Annotated in this window: 18 protein-coding genes; 3 read left to right on the forward strand and 15 right to left on the reverse strand. The window is 37.1% G+C overall.

Translation table 11 applies throughout. The features are described from left to right. Positions 1-1,044: 1,044 nt before the first annotated feature. The 9 genes from QMG11_RS12610 to QMG11_RS12650 all read right to left on the reverse strand — a co-directional run bounded on the left by QMG11_RS12610 (position 1,045) and on the right by QMG11_RS12650 (position 7,658). Positions 1,045-1,962: a hypothetical protein gene (locus QMG11_RS12610; RefSeq protein ID WP_281836401.1), complete on the reverse strand. Its 918-nt coding sequence runs from the start codon at positions 1,960-1,962 to the stop codon at positions 1,045-1,047. 250 nt (positions 1,963-2,212) lie between these two features. Then, positions 2,213-2,383, reverse strand: a complete 171-nt coding sequence (locus QMG11_RS12615; protein ID WP_281836402.1) for a hypothetical protein — start codon at positions 2,381-2,383, stop codon at positions 2,213-2,215. Between the two features lie 13 nt (positions 2,384-2,396). Beyond that, positions 2,397-2,975 (reverse strand): hypothetical protein, encoded by a 579-nt coding sequence (locus QMG11_RS12620; RefSeq protein WP_281836403.1) that lies wholly within the window; start codon positions 2,973-2,975, stop codon positions 2,397-2,399. 485 nt (positions 2,976-3,460) lie between these two features. Continuing rightward, positions 3,461-3,943, reverse strand: a complete 483-nt coding sequence (locus QMG11_RS12625; protein ID WP_281836404.1) for a hypothetical protein — start codon at positions 3,941-3,943, stop codon at positions 3,461-3,463. Positions 3,944-4,013: 70 nt separating this feature from the next. Then, entirely contained in the window at positions 4,014-4,313 is a 300-nt protein-coding gene (locus QMG11_RS12630) for a DUF7694 domain-containing protein (protein ID WP_281836405.1), read from the reverse strand. Positions 4,314-4,351: 38 nt separating this feature from the next. After that, on the reverse strand, positions 4,352-5,374 hold the full coding sequence (locus QMG11_RS12635) for a replication initiator protein A (protein WP_281836406.1): 1,023 nt from the start codon (positions 5,372-5,374) through the stop codon (positions 4,352-4,354). 64 nt (positions 5,375-5,438) lie between these two features. After that, positions 5,439-5,909, reverse strand: a complete 471-nt coding sequence (locus QMG11_RS12640) for a hypothetical protein (protein ID WP_281836408.1) — start codon at positions 5,907-5,909, stop codon at positions 5,439-5,441. 94 nt (positions 5,910-6,003) lie between these two features. Continuing rightward, positions 6,004-7,365: a recombinase family protein gene (locus tag QMG11_RS12645; RefSeq protein WP_281836410.1), complete on the reverse strand. Its 1,362-nt coding sequence runs from the start codon at positions 7,363-7,365 to the stop codon at positions 6,004-6,006. Positions 7,366-7,502: 137 nt separating this feature from the next. Then, a complete protein-coding gene (locus QMG11_RS12650) occupies positions 7,503-7,658 on the reverse strand; it encodes a hypothetical protein (RefSeq protein ID WP_281836412.1) in 156 nt (51 codons plus the stop codon). A 130-nt stretch (positions 7,659-7,788) separates the two neighbouring features. Here QMG11_RS12650 and QMG11_RS12655 point away from each other — a divergent pair, with 130 nt between their 5' ends. The 3 genes from QMG11_RS12655 (at position 7,789) to QMG11_RS12665 (ending at position 11,103) form a co-directional block, all read left to right on the forward strand. After that, positions 7,789-8,415: a helix-turn-helix domain-containing protein gene (locus tag QMG11_RS12655; protein ID WP_281836414.1), complete on the forward strand. Its 627-nt coding sequence runs from the start codon at positions 7,789-7,791 to the stop codon at positions 8,413-8,415. Between the two features lie 120 nt (positions 8,416-8,535). Next, entirely contained in the window at positions 8,536-9,600 is a 1,065-nt protein-coding gene (locus tag QMG11_RS12660) for a nucleoid-associated protein (RefSeq protein WP_281836416.1), read from the forward strand. Positions 9,601-9,612: 12 nt separating this feature from the next. Further along, positions 9,613-11,103, forward strand: coding sequence for a hypothetical protein (locus tag QMG11_RS12665; protein WP_281836417.1), 1,491 nt, complete (start codon positions 9,613-9,615; stop codon positions 11,101-11,103). Positions 11,104-11,324: 221 nt separating this feature from the next. On the opposite strand, the gene QMG11_RS12670 is transcribed toward QMG11_RS12665, so the two are convergent. The 6 genes from QMG11_RS12670 to QMG11_RS12695 all read right to left on the reverse strand — a co-directional run bounded on the left by QMG11_RS12670 (position 11,325) and on the right by QMG11_RS12695 (position 18,982). Next, positions 11,325-11,966, reverse strand: coding sequence for an O-methyltransferase (locus QMG11_RS12670; protein WP_281836419.1), 642 nt, complete (start codon positions 11,964-11,966; stop codon positions 11,325-11,327). 568 nt (positions 11,967-12,534) lie between these two features. Then, positions 12,535-13,842 (reverse strand): 16S rRNA (cytosine(967)-C(5))-methyltransferase RsmB, encoded by a 1,308-nt coding sequence (rsmB, locus tag QMG11_RS12675; protein WP_281836420.1) that lies wholly within the window; start codon positions 13,840-13,842, stop codon positions 12,535-12,537. A gap of 569 nt (positions 13,843-14,411) precedes the next feature. Further along, positions 14,412-15,542 carry a pyridoxal-phosphate-dependent aminotransferase family protein gene (locus QMG11_RS12680; RefSeq protein WP_281836425.1) on the reverse strand — a complete coding sequence of 377 codons (1,131 nt, stop codon included), beginning with the start codon at positions 15,540-15,542 and terminating at the stop codon, positions 14,412-14,414. Between the two features lie 102 nt (positions 15,543-15,644). Then, complete coding sequence (locus QMG11_RS12685; RefSeq protein ID WP_281836426.1) at positions 15,645-15,995, reverse strand: TehB-like domain-containing protein; 351 nt, start codon at positions 15,993-15,995, stop codon at positions 15,645-15,647. 560 nt (positions 15,996-16,555) lie between these two features. Next, positions 16,556-17,896, reverse strand: a complete 1,341-nt coding sequence (locus QMG11_RS12690; RefSeq protein ID WP_373877234.1) for an alanine/glycine:cation symporter family protein — start codon at positions 17,894-17,896, stop codon at positions 16,556-16,558. A gap of 72 nt (positions 17,897-17,968) precedes the next feature. Beyond that, positions 17,969-18,982 carry a PTS sugar transporter subunit IIC gene (locus tag QMG11_RS12695; RefSeq protein WP_281836429.1) on the reverse strand — a complete coding sequence of 338 codons (1,014 nt, stop codon included), beginning with the start codon at positions 18,980-18,982 and terminating at the stop codon, positions 17,969-17,971. Positions 18,983-19,650 lie beyond the last annotated feature (668 nt).

Genomic DNA, 19,650 nt, shown 5'->3' on the forward strand with positions numbered 1-19,650 from the left:
GTATTATTTATATAATGTGTTCTTGGAACAGAGTCAACACAATGAAACTGACCCTTTCTCCCAAGTATAGTAAAAATATAATGCAATCTCTCCAGATATATTTGTACAGAAACTAAATAGATAATACTTTAAGTAACATATTCAATGTGGTAACTCTATGTTGCCTTATTTTGATTCTATAAGCTTCTTTTTCAAAGCTCTTATTTTGGTTTTAAGAACCTTCTATATTTCCAATGATTACTTCCGCCTACGATGCGTTTAAAATCACTTCTTGCCATGCTAGAGGCATTTAAATTCCACCTGTTTCCTCCATGATCCCCTCCAGGGTTTCATCTTTGTCAAATTTCTCTATAAGGGACAGTTTTTATTAATTTCTAGCTGGGCGGTGGCGAGTCATTTTTTTATCACACGTGCAACGTCTGCGCTGACCTGCGCCACCTCATGAAACATATCTAGGGTCACAGTACCTTTTGCTCCTCCCCGGCTCTCCTTCTCTCTCTTTTAGCCTGGTTACACCTCTTCACATGCTTACTCTTCTCTTATGCTGCTCTTTACTTTAATTGATTATCATGGACATAGTTACGCTGCTCCTGGATCTCCCCTGAAGATCTTACCTTTAACTTAAGCCAGATCTCCTTTAAAGAGAAATAAAAAAGGCCAGAATCAAATCCAGCCTTTATTTATTATAATATCTTCTTTATTTTTTCTTTTTCCAATGATGCTTTTGACTATCCTTATTCCTTGAAACCTTCTCCCTTGCTATTGCTCTACTTAATTTAGATCCTGTATTTTTCATTCTTCACCTCTCCATTTTTATTTTTTATCCACTCTTAAAGCTCCTATTTCAATTTCTACTCTCTCTTTTAAATATCTTCAAAGAGGGATAAGAAAAGGATAAAAGTGCTTTAAACAAACTCCATAGTGATACATAGTAAGATTTTTTATTTTTTTAAGTGTTTTTCTGATTTTTAAATTCAATCTAGCCTTTATTTCTAAAGGGATAGAAGGCTTTTATCGCTCTTTTTTCTTTTCGTTTGCTTAGGGCTACCTATTTTTCTCTTCAATTGAGCCTAAAAACCACTCTAAAAGGGGTATCTTTTCCACAAACCAGGAGCACATTTTTATTTCTTTTTTTGCTAATTTTCTCCGTTTATATTTGTCTTGTTTAGTTCCTCCTAGTTCATCACAACTTTGCAGCAGCTCCTCTTTACTCCAGAAAGAATTTCCTCTTTGACCGCATCTAATTATCAATAACTTAGAGATCCTGTTTCTTTTGTACTGCCGGGCCACCATTTTCATTTCTCTTTTTATGTGATAAAGCCTTTGTTTCTTTAATTTCTCGTACCTCTCCTTAGTAAGCCCTACCTCGTTAATAAGCTCATCCCAGTAATTTGAATTGAACCCCTCAAAGATTTTAAGGTATTCATCCAGGTAGATCTTCCCAAACCGCTCTTTTAAGACAGGCCACTTTATCTGAAATTCTACTCTTAATATGTTTCCTTCCTCCAGGAAGCACTTCTTTCTTTTAGCTGCTTCATAGGTCTTATTGTAGATGATAAGCCTTTTGTTTCCTCCCGGGGATCTTGCCGTGAGTATATAAGTAAAACCAAGGGCTTGGAAATCAAATATACTTTCATAATCAAATTCTGATAAGCCAAGGCGCCCCTGGGCTTTCTTCTTATGGTAGTAATCCAGGGAAACCTTTCTTCCTAAACCATCTGAAGTATATGAGTGACGATTTCTAGCCCAGCCACTCAAAAAAGTACTTAATAAAATATCACTCATTATCTCCCTGTTAAAAAAATGTACTCCATCACAATAAAGCTTCAGATCCTTGTTCAGTTCTATTCTCTTCAGGTAAGCCTTGCTTAGGTCTATCTCTACCCCTACTTTTGTTTTGAGGTGCCTCTGAAGGGCTCTGAGAGCCTCTCTGAACTCAGATCCTGTTGTTATCCTCTTCATATTAGTTCTATATAGCAGCTTACAGGGGTTAAATTCAAAGCTTGACCAGAAGTGACCATATACAACCCCTGTCCTTATACGCACAACTCTATCATGCTTTAACTCCAGGATGTCACCATCATAGTTTATTCCTTCTCTTTCAACTCCTATCTTAATCCTATCTATTCCCACCATAGCAGCGCCTCCAAAAAAAAGAAGGGTAAGCCTTTCTGCTCCCCCCTCTAATTTAAACTTACAAGTGTTTTTTAGTTTACTGGTTGATTGCTCTAAGATCCTCTTCATTTTTAAGCTTGTATTTTCTATTATAAAGCTGGGCAAGGCGCTCCCCGTTTTCATGCTCTTTTTTACTCTTCATATTCCTTTCGCTCAGTTCATCAACAAATGCCACTGCCTCTTTTTTTCTTTGCTCTAAACTTTTCATTAGTGCTGCCTCCTTATTGGTTCTTCCCTAAATAAAATCTTATAGATGTAGGACCACCATAAAATCCTTTTTGAAGCTCAATTACATCATTATTGTAATAAGATACGTCTACACCATCTAGATACTTTATAATCATCTGTGGTACTCCTATCTTATCTTTCATGTTAAAAGAATCTACTAATCTCACTAGAGTTTTGTGTTTCTTTTTCTTGGCTTCCATAAAGTCGCCAAGATCTGTTAGAGCTTTCAGAAAGGCTTTCTCTAAAGATTCCCTCCCTTCTTCAAACTCTGTAATCATTTTTTCTCTCTCTTCCTTTATTAGTTTTTGTAGCTTAGAGCTATCAACTTCTACTGACTTCATTTCCTCAATAGCCTTTATTTTTCTCCTGTAAAATTCCTCCTCATTTTTAGAAGTGGTATACCCTTCAATATCATCTACCCTTAATTTCTCCTCAGTTTTTAACTCTGCCAGTTCTAAGGATTTTTTTAACTTATTTACTTCTTCAGCTCTTTTATGCTTCTCTCCATAAAAACCATTCATAAGGATCTTTATTTCTCTAAAATCTTCATTTGAGTTGCTTACATCAAACATTTAATCACTCCTCCGATTACAGTCTTTTTTTATTTGTTAGTATCCTGGTTCTCTTATTCTTTATAGTTAACTGACTTAACTTATTTAAAAGAACATTCCTTTCTAGCTGCCTTCTTTTCCACTTAAACATATGGCCCTCCCCCTCTAATATCATTTTTTTACATTCTTCCTCCTCAGTAGCTCTTTTTTATTCTTGCTTAGGATCTTATTTATTTGACCTGGTTTCTTCTTAAACACTTTTCCCCTCCCTTATGCTGACTAAGGTTTCAGAGGACTGAAACCTTGTTGCATATGTTGCCTGGCAAGTTTTACATTTGTAGTATCTATTTTTAGTAGTTCCATAAAGGGTTCTAGAACTGTATGCGGTGTTTTTAGTATTACAGTTTGGACAATTCAAATTTATACCCCCTAAATTAAATAAATTCTCTAAAATGTGTGATATACTCAATTTAGAATTATTCCTATGGTTATCTTTGGTCGGACTTCTATAGGTGATAATTCTTTATGATTAGGGCAGCTGTTAGACCTTTTATATCTTTAATTTCGCGGTTAAACATATAGAGTTCTCTAAGGGCTGCTTTTACTGCTTCCTGGGTATACTTATGTTCAAAAATCTCTAAGAAGTTTATATATTCTTGGCTTTTCTCCTGGAGCTTTGAAATAGCCCTGGAAACATAAATATTTTTTCTAGCTCTGGCAAACTCTTTTTCCATTTCCTCCTCCTTTCTCGACTTATCCTCTAGCCAATTAAAATAAATAAAGTTCAATCTACCTTCTTCTTTAAAACCTGGTGTTTCTCTCAAAATTTTCTCATAAACCTCTACCAGAAACTCTCTTATATTTTCAATCTCTTCAAACAGTCTCAAACAAACTACTTTTCCTTTGTGAAGTATATAAATATATTTTTCCAATTCCTCAGTATCTTCCGGATTATTAAAATCAGTCATTACAGAAAATATATCTTTCATAAATATTCATACCTCCATACTAAGTTTTAAATGTCCGCAGTGCGGACAAACCCTATATCTATTTTATCTTTTACTCTGATTTTTCTCCTAAGTACTGGAACAGATGCAGACAATATTTATGATAGTTAATATAGTATTTCTTCTTAGGGAGAACCTGAAAAACAAATTCATCTCCAAAGTACTTTTCTTTAATTTTCTTTACATCTTCCCAAGTAGGTAATCTGTCTGCATAAGAGAAACTTACATGTCGATAATATCCCTGAGGCATATAATCAATACCCCATTCTCTCTCTTGTTGTAGCCTATCCCAAAACTCCACCGTATTTATCACTTTAAGTTCCCCTATGAACTTTTTAGCTTTCCTTGCCACTCTAATACTCACCTCCCACCAAAAATTTCTTATTTTTGTTAAGCTCCATAGAGTTTACACAACTCTTCATCTAACTCCCTGTTAATATGCCTTTCAAAGCTAGGGCTTCCCTGGTACCTCTTATATTTTTCTACCAAGCTTCCCCTAATCCCATTAACCTTTTCCAAGCCTAATTCACTTTTAACAAGATCTATCTTATCCTCTCTTGATAGCTTCTTAGGTGGTTCTTCCTTGCCTTTTGGCTCCTGGATTACCCATTCGTCCTTTATAGCCTTGATTATCGCCCCCTCTCCCATTTTATTTGCTTTTATGTATGTTAAAACCTCCCTAAGCCTTTCATTGGTTGGACTTAGAGCCAATATGTTTTTAGCTGTTCCCCTGGTGATATTTCCAAAACCACATTCTTTTAAAAGTTTTTTTAAATTTTCTTTTGAACTACTACTTTCCAGATTTTCCCTAGTAGTAGTTTTATTAATAGTTTTATTGTTTTTAGTTTTAATAGGGTCGACATTTTCGACTCCGAGGAAGTCGACGTTTTCGACTGGGAAATCAGAAAGTTTCGACTGGTCGACGTTTTCGACTTCAAGGATTTTTCCTTCCCCTTCTTCCTCATTTTGAAGTATCCTTATCTCTAATTCCATTTCAATTTCTTCAGTAGGCTTTTCCTCCACTTTTCCAATATAGAAAGTATCTGACTTATACTTGGTTTTAACTATCTCTATTAGTCCAACTGCTTCTAGCTGCTTCTTACAAGTTACAATAGTATCCCTAGACTTATTTAAGATCTTTGCCAGTGTTTCTATGGAAAACTTCACAAATATTCTCTTCTCTTCATCGAACCATCCATTCTCTAAGGAATGGTTTAGTTTTTCGCATAAGATCCCATAGATAATCTTTGAAGTGTCTGAAAGAAGATCCTCAATAACAGTAACCTCTTTTTTAACCTTCCTTATGGTTTTTATCTTCTTAACTTTCTTCTGGTAATAGGGATTATTAAATAAGTTTTTCTGTAGTGGGTAAAACCCTCCGTTCCCTAAGTCAGAAACTCTATAATATTTCATTTCTCCTCCTTCTGATTTCTCCTAATTTCCTCTTTAGGTATTGGAAATACTTAAGCTCTCTCTGTTACTTACCTAACCTCTTCATAAGGTTTTCTTCCATCATTGTCTTCTCTACTTCTGAGCTTTCTATCCTGGATAGCTCAAGGGCTTTACTGGTAAACTTCACCATATAATCTCTGCTATTGTCGCTTTGCTCCTCAAAGAAGAGCTCCTTTTCTTCCAGTTCAGCCACATTCTCAAAGAACTTCTTATCATGCTCCTTGGAATCTTTGCTTATTTGGATTCCTACGCTTAGCAGCTCCATAGGCACACCATTCTTTAGCAGCTCCTCCAGGAAGGCATCCAGTCTCTTCTGATAGCTTTTACGCATATCTTTATGCCACTTGGTATTCTTAAAACTCTTCTCCCTTCTCTCATCATCCAGTTTATCGATTACCGCTTCATTTCTTAGACACTCCTCCAAGGTCATAAACCGGCACTGATTATTCATACTCCTTTCTAACATTTTAGAGAGTCCCCCCTCAGTTCTAGCCATGACATCCCTCCTCTATATTAAGTTTCAAGTAAATACTCCTATTCAAAGTACTTACTAAAAACCCAAAGCCCCTCATATCTCCCCTAAGGGGCTTTTAGTCCAGAAAGTTCACCTTCAAATTAAATTCAAAATGATCTATAAACTCTATCTCATCTATAATGAGGCCCATAACCTTTTCTAAGGTCACCATATCCTTTGTGCTGTCTATCTGCTCCAGGTAATTGAGAAGAATCTTCCTGTTTCCCTCTCTAGCTTTCTGATTCCCTTCTAACCTCTCAAGCCTCAGCAACTCCTTTTTAATCTCCTCCCTTCTGGTGTTGTACCTTTCCATCTGGCTATCATAGAGCCTTTCTGGAACCTTTCCATCCAGATATTTTTCTAGGAGCTTTTCTTCCTGCCTATCCAGATCCCTGACCTCCTTCTTGTACATCCTCCTCTGTGCTTTGTTGTTGATCTCTACCTCCTCCAAACAACTGAACCTTTCTATACTTCCCTTCAGCTCCTTTAATACCTTCTCAAGAAGTACATCCTGATATATAATCTTTTTCCCACACGAGTTCATACACTGATAGTACACTCCCTTTTTGCTCCTCTTATCCCTCCTTCCATAAATAGAACCACCACAAAAACACTTAAGCTTATGAAAAAGATAAGTCCCGGCAGGATTCTTTCTTCTCTGCTTCCTTTCCATAAGTTCCTGGACTCCATAGAATAATCCCTCCTCTACTATCCCCTCGTGGTTTCCTTCAATGACCTCATACTCCTTGTTTCTAACAACAAATCCGTTTTTACTTTCCTGCTGCCTGAACTTCAGCTTCCCTATATAGACCTCATTTTTGAGCATCCTCCGGATCTTCTTCACATCTCCAAAACCAAATCTTCTCGTGAGTGCTGCTATCCCCTCCCCTCTAAGATAAAGATTAAATATTTCCCTCACTCTATCCGCTTCGTCTTCATTTACTACCAAGATCTTGTCTTTCAACCTATACCCGTGTGGAGGAGGTCCTCCGGTCCACCTTCCCGACCTGGCTATGTGCTCCATCCTGGACTTAACCCTCTTAGCTGTTCTCTTCCTCTCATGAGAGTTTATCAAGGCTCTTATGTCGTTACTGAACTCTACGTCTATATCCCCCTCAGTTAATATTCCTTCCTGAATAGAGTGCAGCTCTACTCCGAGCTCTGCCATCCTCATTATCATGACCTTATATGCCATAAAGTCCCTTGTGGCTCTCGACAGCTCCCATACAACAACCTTGTTAAACCTCTCATCCTCCATATCCTCCTGGAGCCTCAGAAACTCCTTCCTATTGTTGTTAGAACCACTGGCAATGTCTTTATAGATCTTGTAAATCTCAATCCCGTGGTTTTTACAGTAGGTCTTACACTGCTCCAGTTGTGCTTTCCAATCTTGTTTCTCTGTAGACTCCCTGACATATATAGCTCCTCTACTTCTCAACTACCTCACCCTTAACCAACTTCATAAGCTCTTCAGCTAGAGCTTTTTGTTTTTTTCTACTTATCCCTGAATTTACAATCATAATTCGCTCCTTTATAAAATCATCAAATTCTGGTTACGTTTCCAAACGCAACCACTCATGATAAAATTTTTTTTATTTTTTCTATTGTCTTTTTATCTTTCTTTTTTATTTTATTGTAGAAATTTTGCCTGCTTAAGCCCAACTTTTTATAAAGTTCTTTCATTGTATACCCCTTTGAATATGTCTTTGATTTAATTTCTAAAAGTTCCATAGCTCCTCCTTTTGTCAAACGTAACCACTAGAAGTATATCTCCTGGCGGTTACATTTGTCAAAGGTTTTTTTTATAAAATTTTAAATTTAGCAACACTTGGTGTATATTTTAAAGGTGAGGTGTTTAAATATGTATGAAGTTAATGAAGAAAAAAGAATAGAATTAGGTAAAATTTTAAAGAAGAAAAGGCTTGAAAAAAATTATGGATTAAATCAGTTTTCCATTAAAACAGGGGTCAATAAGTCTATACTTTCTAGATTAGAAAGTGGAAGTGTACTCAAAATAAATCCTTTTATGCTTAAAGATATAGCTAAAGGATTAGCTATTGATTATAAAGATTTATATAAAATAGTTGGATATCTTGAAGAAAATGATTATGTATTTGATAATGAAGGAAAAGTTTATTTTGAAGAGCTTGCGGAAACAGATGAAATAATTAATCGTTCTTATGAGTTGATTAAGCATTTAAAAGAAGTTCTAACTAATAATGAAAAATTTATTGAAGATCTAAAGAAAATGCAAAATAATGCAGCTTCCTCTGAATTAATTGAAATTCATCAAAGACAAATTGATAGAATGAAGCCAAGCATTAAAGATGCTGAAAATAGAATCAAGAATGAAGAATACATATTGAGTTTATATCATAGAATTAGAGAGCTCCAAGGAATTGCACTGCATGGTCAAAAATTTTATCATGATAATATTGATAGAATTAAAGCTTTAGATGAATTAGAAAAATCAAATAAAAAGAAATGAAGCTTAGCCTCCCTGAAACCACAGTAAAAAATGGAGATCTATACCACGAATGTGTAAGGTTAGTCAAAGTTATATCAGTTTTGTAAATGAAAAAAAATTTAATCGGAGGTTGGGATATTAATGGACTATAGAGCATTAAATAATATAAATTTAAAACATTCTATTGTACATATACTAAATAATAGAGAAGATGATATTAAACTAAGCAATTATCCTCTTAATTTAAATACTAAAGTAGAAGAACTTTTACTTTCTCACATAAATTCCTCTATAAGTGGAGATAAAAGTCGTGTTGGAAACTTTGACTCACGTTCTCATGTAAAAGATCTTTGTAATGAAACTTTTGAAAATAATGATAAATTCATAGAAAAATCTATAGGATTGGCACAAAAACTCTTTTCTCAAATGAAAAGAGGTAGCACAATTTCTCCAGCAAACTTCATTATTTGTTTACTTGAAGCAAATAATAGGCAATTAATAGCTCTACTAAAGTTGGATTTTAAAGAAATCTTTGAAACTCAAGAGATAGAACATGAGGATGGTCTAGAAATAAATATTGTCAATGCTGGAACTGGTTTGCCATCTCAAGATCAAAAACTCCAAAAATGTGCTTTTTATTGGGAGGAAATTTCAGAAGAAGACGAACAACATGGAAGAGACTACGATATAATACTTTTGGATAAACAACGAAGAAAACAAAGCGATACTGATATTGCTGGATTTTTCATGAACTTTTTAGAGTGTAGCCTAGTTGAAAATAATACAGATCGAACGAAAGAATTTGTTAATCAAACAAAGAAATTTTTAAACAAGTTGTATAAAGAAGATCCTGAAGGAAAGAAGATTAAGATAGACCTTTTATGCGAAACTATTAAAAATAGTGAACAGTTAAATATTCACACTTTCTCTAATTTAATTTTTGGAGAAGAGGAATCTTCGGAGAAAACAAATTATCTTGAATTAATGTCTAAAAAAGTAAAAGACTTAGAATTTCAAGTTGACAAAGATTGGGTTAAAGATAATGTAAAGAAAAAAGTTATTAAAGTTAGAGGAGAGGACATTAAGATTACTTTACCTTATGGAATTTCTAATGACCCTAAAAAATTTGAGATCACTAAAAATAAAGAAACTTCAAACTACGATATTACTATTAAAAACGTACAATACGATAGTGAGATTAGATAGAAGGGAAGAATTATGGAAAAAATCTTAGGACAAATCAATAAAACTCTTAATTTGAAAGAGATGGAATTAGTCCAACACAAGGACTCTTTTTCATATGAAAAAATATACACTTCAGATTTTATAGAAGAGATTTTTTCTCAATTAAAGGAAATTCAAAATGAATCTTTAAAAATTTTTATTGGTGGTTATCCTATTGAGAGTGAAACTGCTCAAAATACTATTTTTGAAGGTGAACCTTTAAAAATAGAGTTACGTTTTTCAAAAAAAAATATTTTTTCTACTCTTTTTCCAGACGAAGATTTTGATAATTATACTTTCCAAGTTTTTAAAGATCTGAAAAAAATAGAAAAAAAGATTAATCCATATAATTTAAAGTTATTTGAACAAAATTTTTTTAAAACTCGAAAGAAATGTATTAATCTTTTGATTGAAGATGATATATATATTGAAAATGATTATCTTGTATTCATTAGCTTAAATAATTGCTCTGCTATTACTTCTTTTTTTAATTATGAAAAAAGATTAGAATTTATTGAGTCTATAATTGAAACTAGAGAAGATTATTGTCATTGGACAGAAGGGACTTCAAACCTCATTCCTGAAGTCTTTAAATTTCATTTTGAAAACAACAAGTTTCATACAAACTCAGAATTAGAAGTTTTATTTAATGCTTCTCTTGTAAATTGTATTATTGCTTATTTAGCCAATTTCACCAAAAAAAATGATGTTGATAGTGAGCTAACCCAGCACAGTTACTTTGTAGGTAAAAAGAAAATAGGGATAAAAGCAAAAAAATCGATACCCGATATAACAGAAGCACTTTATTTATTCAAACTCTATAGATGGGCTTATGAAAGCAAAACATATGAACGTTTAGGCGTTATAAGAAATGTCGTTTCAGTTTTCCTTTGTAATGGAAATGAAGATTCAAATTATTTTTCTTTACTTAAAACAGCTGAAAAAATTTATCAGTCTTCTCAAAATAATTATGATGTTTATTTGAATGAGAAAGTGGATAATTATTTTTTAGAGTTACGTAAATTTAATGAAGAAATAGAAAAAAAATCTACTCAAATTTCTGAAAGTATTAGCTCCATTATTGAATCTATGAATAAAAATTTTCTTGCATTAACAGCTACAATTGTAGCTATTGGCTTTAGTTATTCTAAGCTGGAAAATTTAAATTTGAAATTAATTAGAGTTATTGCATTAATTTATAGAATTTATATTCTAATTACATCGCTATACTCCTTTACCTATTATTATAACAAAGTTAATATTATAAAAAAAAGTTATGATAATCAAAAGAATGAGGTAAAAAAATTCTTAAGAGACTCTGACATACCCAAAGATAATGAAAGCTCAGTGGAAATGTCTAAAGGTATATTTAAAATTTATCTAAATATTTCTATCTTTATTGTTTTCTTTCTTATCCTATCATCTATAGGATTATATTTATATCCTAAAAAATTAGAAACATTTCTTTCAATTATTTTTTCTTAAAAAGCAGGGATTAATCCCTGCTTTTTCTCTTTACATATTCGCACAATAGTCCATCAAAATCTAAATGCCATTCCCCTTATTCTCCAATAATACAGGCTGCTTGATATTGAAGTCCTCCTGGAACCTCTTAAGTGGACAGCTCTATGTGCCTTTTCTATTTAAGTCTACCATCCAATTATACCACCAATAAAAAAAGGAACCTAGTCAGGCCCCTATTTTATTTAACTTTTTTCACGTCGTAAAAGACCAACACCATCTCCAAATGGCATCAAGGTAAATCTTGGATGCTCAGCATATAGATAGTCTATAAACTCATCCAGCTTTCTTACGATGGTTTTAAACCTCTTTGGGTACTCCTTATAGAGGTATCCCCTGAACATGATGTTGTCTATGAAGACCATTCCACCATCAGCCAAAAGCTTGTAGGAATCATCAAAGAACTTTCTGTACTGTCCCTTGGAAGCATCTATGAAGATGAAGTCATACTTCTCATCCAGCTTCTCTATCTCCTCAGTGGCATCTCCCAGGATCTGGGTTACCCTCTCAGATACTCCTGCCCTTTCAAAGTTCTCCTTGGCCTGCTTGTATCTCTCCTCATCTATCTCCAGGGTAGTAAGCCTCCCTCCGTACTTCTCGCATGCGTTGAGCATAAGAGTTCCCGAGTAACCGATGGCTGTTCCCACCTCCAGGATATTTGTAGTTTCATTTATATCCACCATAAACTCCAGATACTTAGCTACCTCCTTGGTAACGATGGGTACATTGTGCTCCTCAGCAAATGCCTCCATCTCAAGGATCACAGGGTTTCCTTCCTTTATTTTTCCGATTATATATTCATTGGCACTTTTTAATTCATCTAGCATGTTTATTTTCCTTTCTTTTCAAATTATTTCAACTAAAACTTCTACTTCCTTCATCATAAATAAATTCCAAAGTTAGAGTCTATTTTGTTCATTCTTGCCTTGACGCAAGAACGAACCAAGAAAGTCAAGATCCCTCAAATGTCTCATAGGTAAAGCATTCATCTACGCCCTTTGAAAGCTACACTCTTAACTCTGATAGTTAAAACTATTGCACAACGTTATGAAAACTTATTCTGCTTAACGGGCTAGCGATACCTTCCCGACAAAGTCTTTATCGACTTGAGGGATCGGTATAATTTTTTCAGCTGACTGCAGGCAGTCGTCCTGCTCCACATTAAATATCTACTTCGACTCGTCACACAAATTAGGTTCTATCTAGAGCCTTTAAAAAGAGTCGCTTAATTTGACTTACCTCAAAAGACTATTGCCGAAAGCCTTGAACTTTTGTGAAAAATAAGGTGTTAACTTTAACGGCTATATTTTTCCACAACGCTTGTGTTGAAGGTACCTTTTGTTTCAAGACAAAAGGTACAGTTTCAATTATTATTAAGTAGATTTAAGAAAATTACTAGCTATTTTTCTTAAACTTTATAATATAGAACCCGTCTAAATGCTCCTCAGTGTAGTCGATGTTGAATCCACCAAGGTGATCAAACTTCCCCTTTATATTTCCAGGAAGCTCAATAGACACAGCTTCAAAGTTAGGATTCTCAGCCAGGAACTTAGCTGCATTGTCGGTATTCTCCTCCTTGAAGATAGTGCAGGTACTGTATACCAGCTCTCCTCCTACCTTTAATACCTTGGATGCTGCTGTAAGGATCTCATATTGAAGGTTAGCAAGCTCCTCTACACTCTCCATATCCTTGTTGTATAGAGCCTCTGGTTTCTTTCTGATTACTCCGTATCCGCTACATGGAGCATCTACTAAAATCTTATCAAACTCGGTATTCAACTCAGCCACCTCTCTGGCGTCCAGCTTCTTAGCCTCTACAATCTCCACACCCATCCTCTTGGCACTTCTTCTTATAAGTCTTACCTTGTGGTTGTGGATATCTAGGGATGTAATAGTCCCCTCATTTTTCATATCCTCTGCAAGGACCATGGACTTTGTTCCCGGTGCACTGCAGGTATCCAGAACTCTCTCTCCAGCCTTGGCTCCAAGGGTTCTTGCAGCCAGGAAGGAAGCTCCGTCCTGAGGTACTATCTTTCCGCTCTTAAATTCCGGTGTATCGATAAGACTTCCAGAATCAAGGTAGTACACTCCCCCCTCTATATACTTAATTATCTTTATATTCTTTCTGTCCAGGAACTCCTCAAACTCCTCCTCGCTGTACTTGAGGGTATTTACCCTTACAGACATTGAAGGTATCCTCTTGTATGACTTAAGAACCTCCTCGGCTTCTTCCCCATACTCAGCCACTACCTTCTCATAGAACCATCTAGGGTATGAATAGAAGATATCCAGGGCATCATTTTCTCTCAGGAAGTTCTCCTCCTCCTCCATCTCTCTGAAGAAGTTTCTCAGGATTCCGTTTACAAATCCTCCCACATAGGTTCCCAGCTTCTCATTGGTAAGCTCCGTTGCCTCCCATGCAATACCTGCCTCATCTGAGTTCATGAAGTATGCCTGGTACATAGACAGTCTCAGCATATTTCTCAGCCATCTTCTGTGTACCTTCTTGGATCTTTTATCTATCTGATAGTCAAGGAAGATCAGGTTTCTTATTACCCCGTAGAATACCTCTGTTATAAAGGCCTTCTCCCCTCTGGTAAGCTCATGTCCGTGCTCCCTGAAGTAGTCGTTAAGAAGAAGGTTTGAGTACTTTCCCTCCTCAAATTCCATAAGAAGTTTTACTATTCTTACTTTTATGTTCAAATCTACACCTCTTTCAAAAAATTTTAATTTAACTTATACATTATATCTCAAATGTTGATTTAAGTAAAATAATTTCCCTACTTTCTCTTCCTATTAAAGGAACACCTTAAAAACCCTCTATTCCTTAATAAAATAGCCCTTTAATCCATTCTTTAGCCACAACTCTACATAGATTACCGTATCTGCTTACACAATAGATTTTTAGTCGTCGGCTATTAAACTCCATATTTCTTTATAAATAAGTTTTCTCCCCTCTTTATATCGATCTAGCTTTGTACTCAATCGTAGACTAGGCCGTTCTGCAAGTTAAGTTCCGCAGTGGTAGACTACTCTTTTTCCAACAGGAGCGAGGACTGTAGCTTATGAAGGCCGTAAACTAATAAGTCTACTTACTAAGAAATTATAAAGAGGGGCACATTTTCTTTGGTTCGTTTCTTTTAGGTGACAAAAGAAATGAACATTTTTTCCTTAGAGATTAAAGAAATTACCACAAATTAACTCTTAGAGTGTTTTGACCATACTCTATATTAGTAATAAAAAAGCAGACCCAAAGGCCTGCTCCTTATCTTCTATTTTAGGTTCTCCAGAAAGCTCTTCTCCATACCAGGCTTTACAGAAACTCCCAGCTTAACAAGGGTCTTCTCCAGAGCATTGAGCACATAGATCAGTTTAGCCCTGTCACACCCCTCTCCCATGTGTCCTACCCTAAATACCCTGCCGGCGAGATACCCAAAGGCCCCAGCTATCATAAGGTTGTAATCCTTAAGGAGAGCGTTATTGATCTCCTCAAAGGTGGTTCCCTCTGGCACCCTTATCACACTCACAGTATTGGCCCAGGAATCCTTCGTATAGAGCTCCAGTCCCCCGGTTCTGATGGCTTTCCTGAAGGCCTCTCCATACCTTTTGTGCTTAGCTGCTGCATCCTCCTCCAGGAGGTTGTCCACAGCAACCCTGAGCCCCTCTATATCGCTTATTGGCATGGTATAGGGGAACCACTTCTTCTCATAGTAATCCCTCCATATCCCCAGATTGCAATAGAACCCGGCTACTGGGGTATTCCTCTCCTCTACAGCCCTCCACACATCCTCACTTATGGAGAGAAAGGTCAGTCCCGGAGGTGCTGAGAGAGCCTTCTGGCTTCCTCCCAGGCATATATCGATCCTCCACTCATCCACCCGTATCTCATGTCCCCCGGTGGATGCCACTGCATCTACTACAGTTATTATTCCTTTAGACTTTAACATAGGGCAGATCTTCTCTATGGGATTTAGCACTCCGCTGGGAGTATCGCAGTGGACCACAGTTGCATACTTAAAGTCCGAGTCCTTTTGAAGAAACTCCTCCAGCTCCCCTATATCTATTCCTCTCTCTCGGTCTCCCCTGAAGTAGATTGCCTCTGCCCCGTACATCTTGGCAAAGTCACCAAATCCCTCTCCGAAGATTCCGTTATCTATTATAAGAACCCTGTCCCCGGGCTCTGTTAGGGTAGCACAGGCTGCCTCCAGTCCCAGTATTCCCTCACCAGAGAGTATCCTTACATCTCCCTGGGTTCCTATCATCTTCCCCAGCCTCCCGCAGGTCTCCCTGTAGAACCCATAGAAGTTCAGGTCCAGGTCTGGGTTGGTGCACTCCCTTGCCCTTGCCATCCTTACATTTTCTCTCACACTGGTAGGTCCAGGTGTCATTATCACTGGTATCATATCCATCCCCCTCAAAAAACCTTTTCCCCAATTATATCCTTATTTTCACCCTCATCCAATAAAAAAAGAAGCAGATTGTAATCATACAATCTGCTGTCTATCCTATAGGAAGCTTTCTCCAGGTCTCTGGGCATCCTTATCTGTCTTACCCATACCCTTCCCCTCTACCTTATAGAACTCCACTTTAAACTCTACGTCTCCTTTGATAACCACACGATGATACCTTTCAGGCTCTATTACAAGGGGGTGTTCAGGGTCTATGGTATATACCTTCTCCGGGCTATCCTCCCATATATATTCAAGAGTTCCCTTTATTACAACAATCCTTCCCCACTTTCCCTTAGGAGCCATATGCTTCTCCAGTATTCCGGGAAATACATTGTCCTGATTCATGATCGGAGTCTCCCCTGCCTTTACTGCCCCCTCTGGAAGTCTTTCATCCTGATATCTCATACTACCACCTGCCTATTCTTTATTTTGAAATTCAAGAATATCTTACCACACACTTCTCATCTTCACCGTAACATAGGTTACTCATTGATTAAATAAAAACTTATAACAGATTTTTATGAATTATTTGTTATTAAGATGCCCAGAGTATCTCTACCTTTCTCTCCAATTAAGTTAAAACAGCCGTCTGCAGGCTATCGTCAGGCATCACACCATTAAAATACTTCATTGCGTTTAACTTCTTCAGGCTCTGGAGAGAGTCTAGGAGAGCAATGGAATATCTGTCTTACTTACAAAGATAATTGCCGGAAGACTTGATTTTTGGGATATTTTTGTATCAAGACAAAAGTATCGAATTTCTTTGGACACTTTCTTTCGCAGAGTTCTCGATTTATAAAATAAATCTTAGAAATCTGGTGACACTCCCTGCGGGTGCCACCATGGTAAGAAAGTACCTCGCTCTCTTTAAAAGAGCGAAATAACTTTCCTATACTTTATAATTCTCTTACTTTTCTAAAAATAACTAAAAGCTCTGGAAGCAGTCATCCAGAGCTTTTTCAATCCTACTTTTCATAATCTGCCAGCTTATCTTTAACCAGCTTAGACATGATTATAAGTGCCACTAAGTTTGGAAAGATCATAAGTCCGTTGAAGAAATCCGCCAGCTCCCAGATAACTGGAACCTCTATTGTGGTAGCCACAACGATACAGATCAAAACAATTATTGTATAGATATTTGTTGCCCTGTCGCTTCCAAAGAGGAATCTGATATTGGCCTCTCCGAAGAAGTACCATCCCACAATTGTGGAGAATCCGAAGAAGAAGAGAGCAACAGCTATAAATATCCCCCCTGCAGACCCCAGAGACGCTACAAAGGCCTGCTGGGTGAGCTCTATTCCGATAAAGCCTCCCCCTCCCAGAGGTGTATTAGCTATTATCAGAAGGGAGGTCAGGGTAAGGATAACAAAGGTATCGAAGAATACCCCGAACATAGCAACCAGCCCCTGATCGCATGGATGAGGAACCTTGGCTATTGCATGGGCGTGAGGGGTAGATCCCATCCCCGCCTCATTGGAGAAGAGTCCCCTTGCAACACCATATCTCACAGCTTGCTTTACTGTAACCCCCAGCACTCCTCCAGTGGCAGCTTCCGGGGTAAAGGCACAGGCAAAGATAAGTCTAAAGGCCTCTATAGTTCCAGGAAGGTTCTTAAAGAGGATAAGAAGTGCTCCCCCTATATACATCACAGACATAATAGGAATAACCTTTTCCGTAAAGGAGGCGATACTCTTTACCCCTCCCTTGAACACAAGACCCGCTAGGATAGCCACTACTACTCCTATATAGAGGGGGTTCACATCAAAGGATCCCTTCACTGCATTGGCTATGGAGTTGGCCTGAACCATATTCCCCACAAAACCAAGAGCCACAATGATACTCACTGAGAAGAAGCTTGCCAGAATCCTTCCTGTAGTCTTGTTCTTTATCCCCTCCTGTATATAGAAGGCGGGACCTCCCCTCATATGTCCCCTTACCTCCTTCTTAAATACCTGAGCCAGAACAGCTTCAGCAAAGATGGTAGACATTCCAAAGAAAGCGGTGACCCACATCCAGAAGATAGCTCCAGGTCCTCCCGATACAATAGCTGTTGCCGCCCCTGCCAGGTTCCCTGTTCCCACCTGGGCCGCAATAGCTGTTGTCAGAGACTGGAATGAGTTCATCCCCGATTCTCCCGCTTCCTCTCCAATACTGGCTCCTCCCAGAGCCTTTTTTATACTCTCTCCAAACCTTCTTACCTGGACAAACTTAAGAAGAAAGGTGTAGTAGAGTCCCGTACCTGCCAGCAAAAAGATCAATAGATAGCCCCAGAAAAAACTGTTCAACTCCCTTATAGCTTCGAATATCATATCTGTCCCCCTCTAAATCCTACCAATTCATCAAATTTCAGATAATTCACAGACCGATCCTGCACTTTACTATGCCTGTTTTGCCACCAGCTTCCTTTCCTCCATAGCTTTAAATATGGAAGATACCACGTATCCCCCTGCTATTCCACCAAGCATTGCCAGAAGCATAGCCGGAATAACATTCATAACAGGATTGAATGCAAAGGGAGTCAATAGACCTGGGATCGGTGAAGCCGTTCCCGGAGCATCGCTCACTATTCCAAAGAAGACAGCCGACAGTCCCGCAAGGGCTCCCCCTGCAAAGCTTGAGGTAAATATCGGAACTGGATTAAGAGTAACAATGTGTGCCTGAGTAAGAGGTTCAAGCATCATAGAAATAGTTCTGTTTCTATCCCCATACCCCATTCTGTAGAAGGTAATTCCATTTGCAAAGGCTCCTCCAAAGCATGCTACAGATGCTATTCCCATAGGTGCTCCCTTCAGTCCAAGGATAGCAGTGAGTGCCATGGAGCTCAGCGGAGAGGTACATACCATCTTTATTAATCCTCCCAGTACAAGTCCCATAAAGATAGGAGACTGGTTGGATGCTTCTATTATCATTCCTCCCAGATTGTTTAGAGTAACACTTACAAGGGGAGATATAGCTTCTGCTACAAATCTTCCTAGCGGTGCCAGTACAACTACCCCTACAATCGTGTCTATTCCCTCTGGAATATATTTTTCAATTACTGGTATTAAAAAGGATATACTGTACCCTACAATAAATCCCTCTAATATTCCCATACCTGAGAGAGCTACTCCAACAGCTACTGCATACACAGGACTTACTCCCAGAGCCAGGAGGACAAGTGATCCAGAGGCTACTCCCCCCATCCCTCCTACAACTTCTCCCAGGTTTTCCAGGAATTTAATACCTAGTATCCCTCCAGAGATAAATCTGTGTAGTGCTTCAACTAAGAAGGTAGCAACTGCTGCATTAGCCAGTCCTCCCATTGCTTTTTGACCATTAGGTGCCTTCAAACTAAAAACCGAGAAAGCTGTAAGTGATATTAGTAATAATAAGATTCCTTTGAGTATTTCCATTTTATAAGTTCCCCCTGAAATTAAGATTTTCATTTTAGACAACTCCTCCACGGCTGGAGCTGTCTTTTAGTTGTATAAGTCATATGACAGAACCGGTTTCATAATTGGATCTTCGAGATCTTATTGAAGGTCACTTCAATTGAATTCTTTGATATATTAATAATAAAACTCAGAGTTTGTTGTAAGAAGGTATCTAGTAATCTGCTTCCTTTTTATGATAAAAGTAATCAGTATAAATGTCAGATACTTATTTTCGTTTGTTTCTAAAAATTACACTTCACAAAAAATCATAAAACACTTTGTGAAACTATTATTTGATTACCCCTTTTTTCTCAAACTGTCAATACTCTGTGTTTACCAAAAATGCTGACATATGGTTGAAAAATACAAATATGCAAATAGTTAACAAAGTAAACTTTAGTGAAAAAAGTATTTTTAATTCCTTGGAATTATTGACCTTTGAAGGATTTTAGTGTACTCCCATCCCACCGTCTTTTTCATTAAAAATTACAAAAATTTATTATTAAAAATTTATATATTTTTTCAAAACTTTATTAACTTTTTATAAGAGTGTTTATTTTTTTCATCTCTTTTATCGCAAAAAAAGATCACTAAAATACAGCATATGGATTTTTGGGGCACTTCCCTATGGCAAGTAGTTTTCTCTT

Source organism: Propionigenium maris DSM 9537 (genome assembly GCF_027925155.1).
Lineage (GTDB): Bacteria > Fusobacteriota > Fusobacteriia > Fusobacteriales > Fusobacteriaceae > Propionigenium > Propionigenium maris.

Bases quoted from the DNA above. Each gene is read 5' to 3' on its own strand.
- QMG11_RS12670 (WP_281836419.1), bottom strand. From the start codon at position 11,966: ATGCTAGATGAATTAAAAAGTGCCAATGAATATATAATCGGAAAAATA.
- QMG11_RS12625 (WP_281836404.1), bottom strand. From the start codon at position 3,943: ATGAAAGATATATTTTCTGTAATGACTGATTTTAATAATCCGGAAGAT.
- QMG11_RS12665 (WP_281836417.1), top strand. From the start codon at position 9,613: ATGGAAAAAATCTTAGGACAAATCAATAAAACTCTTAATTTGAAAGAG.
- QMG11_RS12695 (WP_281836429.1), bottom strand. From the start codon at position 18,982: ATGGAAATACTCAAAGGAATCTTATTATTACTAATATCACTTACAGCT.
- QMG11_RS12610 (WP_281836401.1), bottom strand. From the start codon at position 1,962: ATGAAGAGGATAACAACAGGATCTGAGTTCAGAGAGGCTCTCAGAGCC.
- QMG11_RS12660 (WP_281836416.1), top strand. From the start codon at position 8,536: ATGGACTATAGAGCATTAAATAATATAAATTTAAAACATTCTATTGTA.
- QMG11_RS12685 (WP_281836426.1), bottom strand. From the start codon at position 15,995: ATGAGATATCAGGATGAAAGACTTCCAGAGGGGGCAGTAAAGGCAGGG.
- QMG11_RS12655 (WP_281836414.1), top strand. From the start codon at position 7,789: ATGTATGAAGTTAATGAAGAAAAAAGAATAGAATTAGGTAAAATTTTA.
- QMG11_RS12650 (WP_281836412.1), bottom strand. From the start codon at position 7,658: ATGGAACTTTTAGAAATTAAATCAAAGACATATTCAAAGGGGTATACA.
- QMG11_RS12640 (WP_281836408.1), bottom strand. From the start codon at position 5,909: ATGGCTAGAACTGAGGGGGGACTCTCTAAAATGTTAGAAAGGAGTATG.
- QMG11_RS12680 (WP_281836425.1), bottom strand. From the start codon at position 15,542: ATGATACCAGTGATAATGACACCTGGACCTACCAGTGTGAGAGAAAAT.
- QMG11_RS12620 (WP_281836403.1), bottom strand. From the start codon at position 2,975: ATGTTTGATGTAAGCAACTCAAATGAAGATTTTAGAGAAATAAAGATC.
- QMG11_RS12615 (WP_281836402.1), bottom strand. From the start codon at position 2,383: ATGAAAAGTTTAGAGCAAAGAAAAAAAGAGGCAGTGGCATTTGTTGAT.
- QMG11_RS12635 (WP_281836406.1), bottom strand. From the start codon at position 5,374: ATGAAATATTATAGAGTTTCTGACTTAGGGAACGGAGGGTTTTACCCA.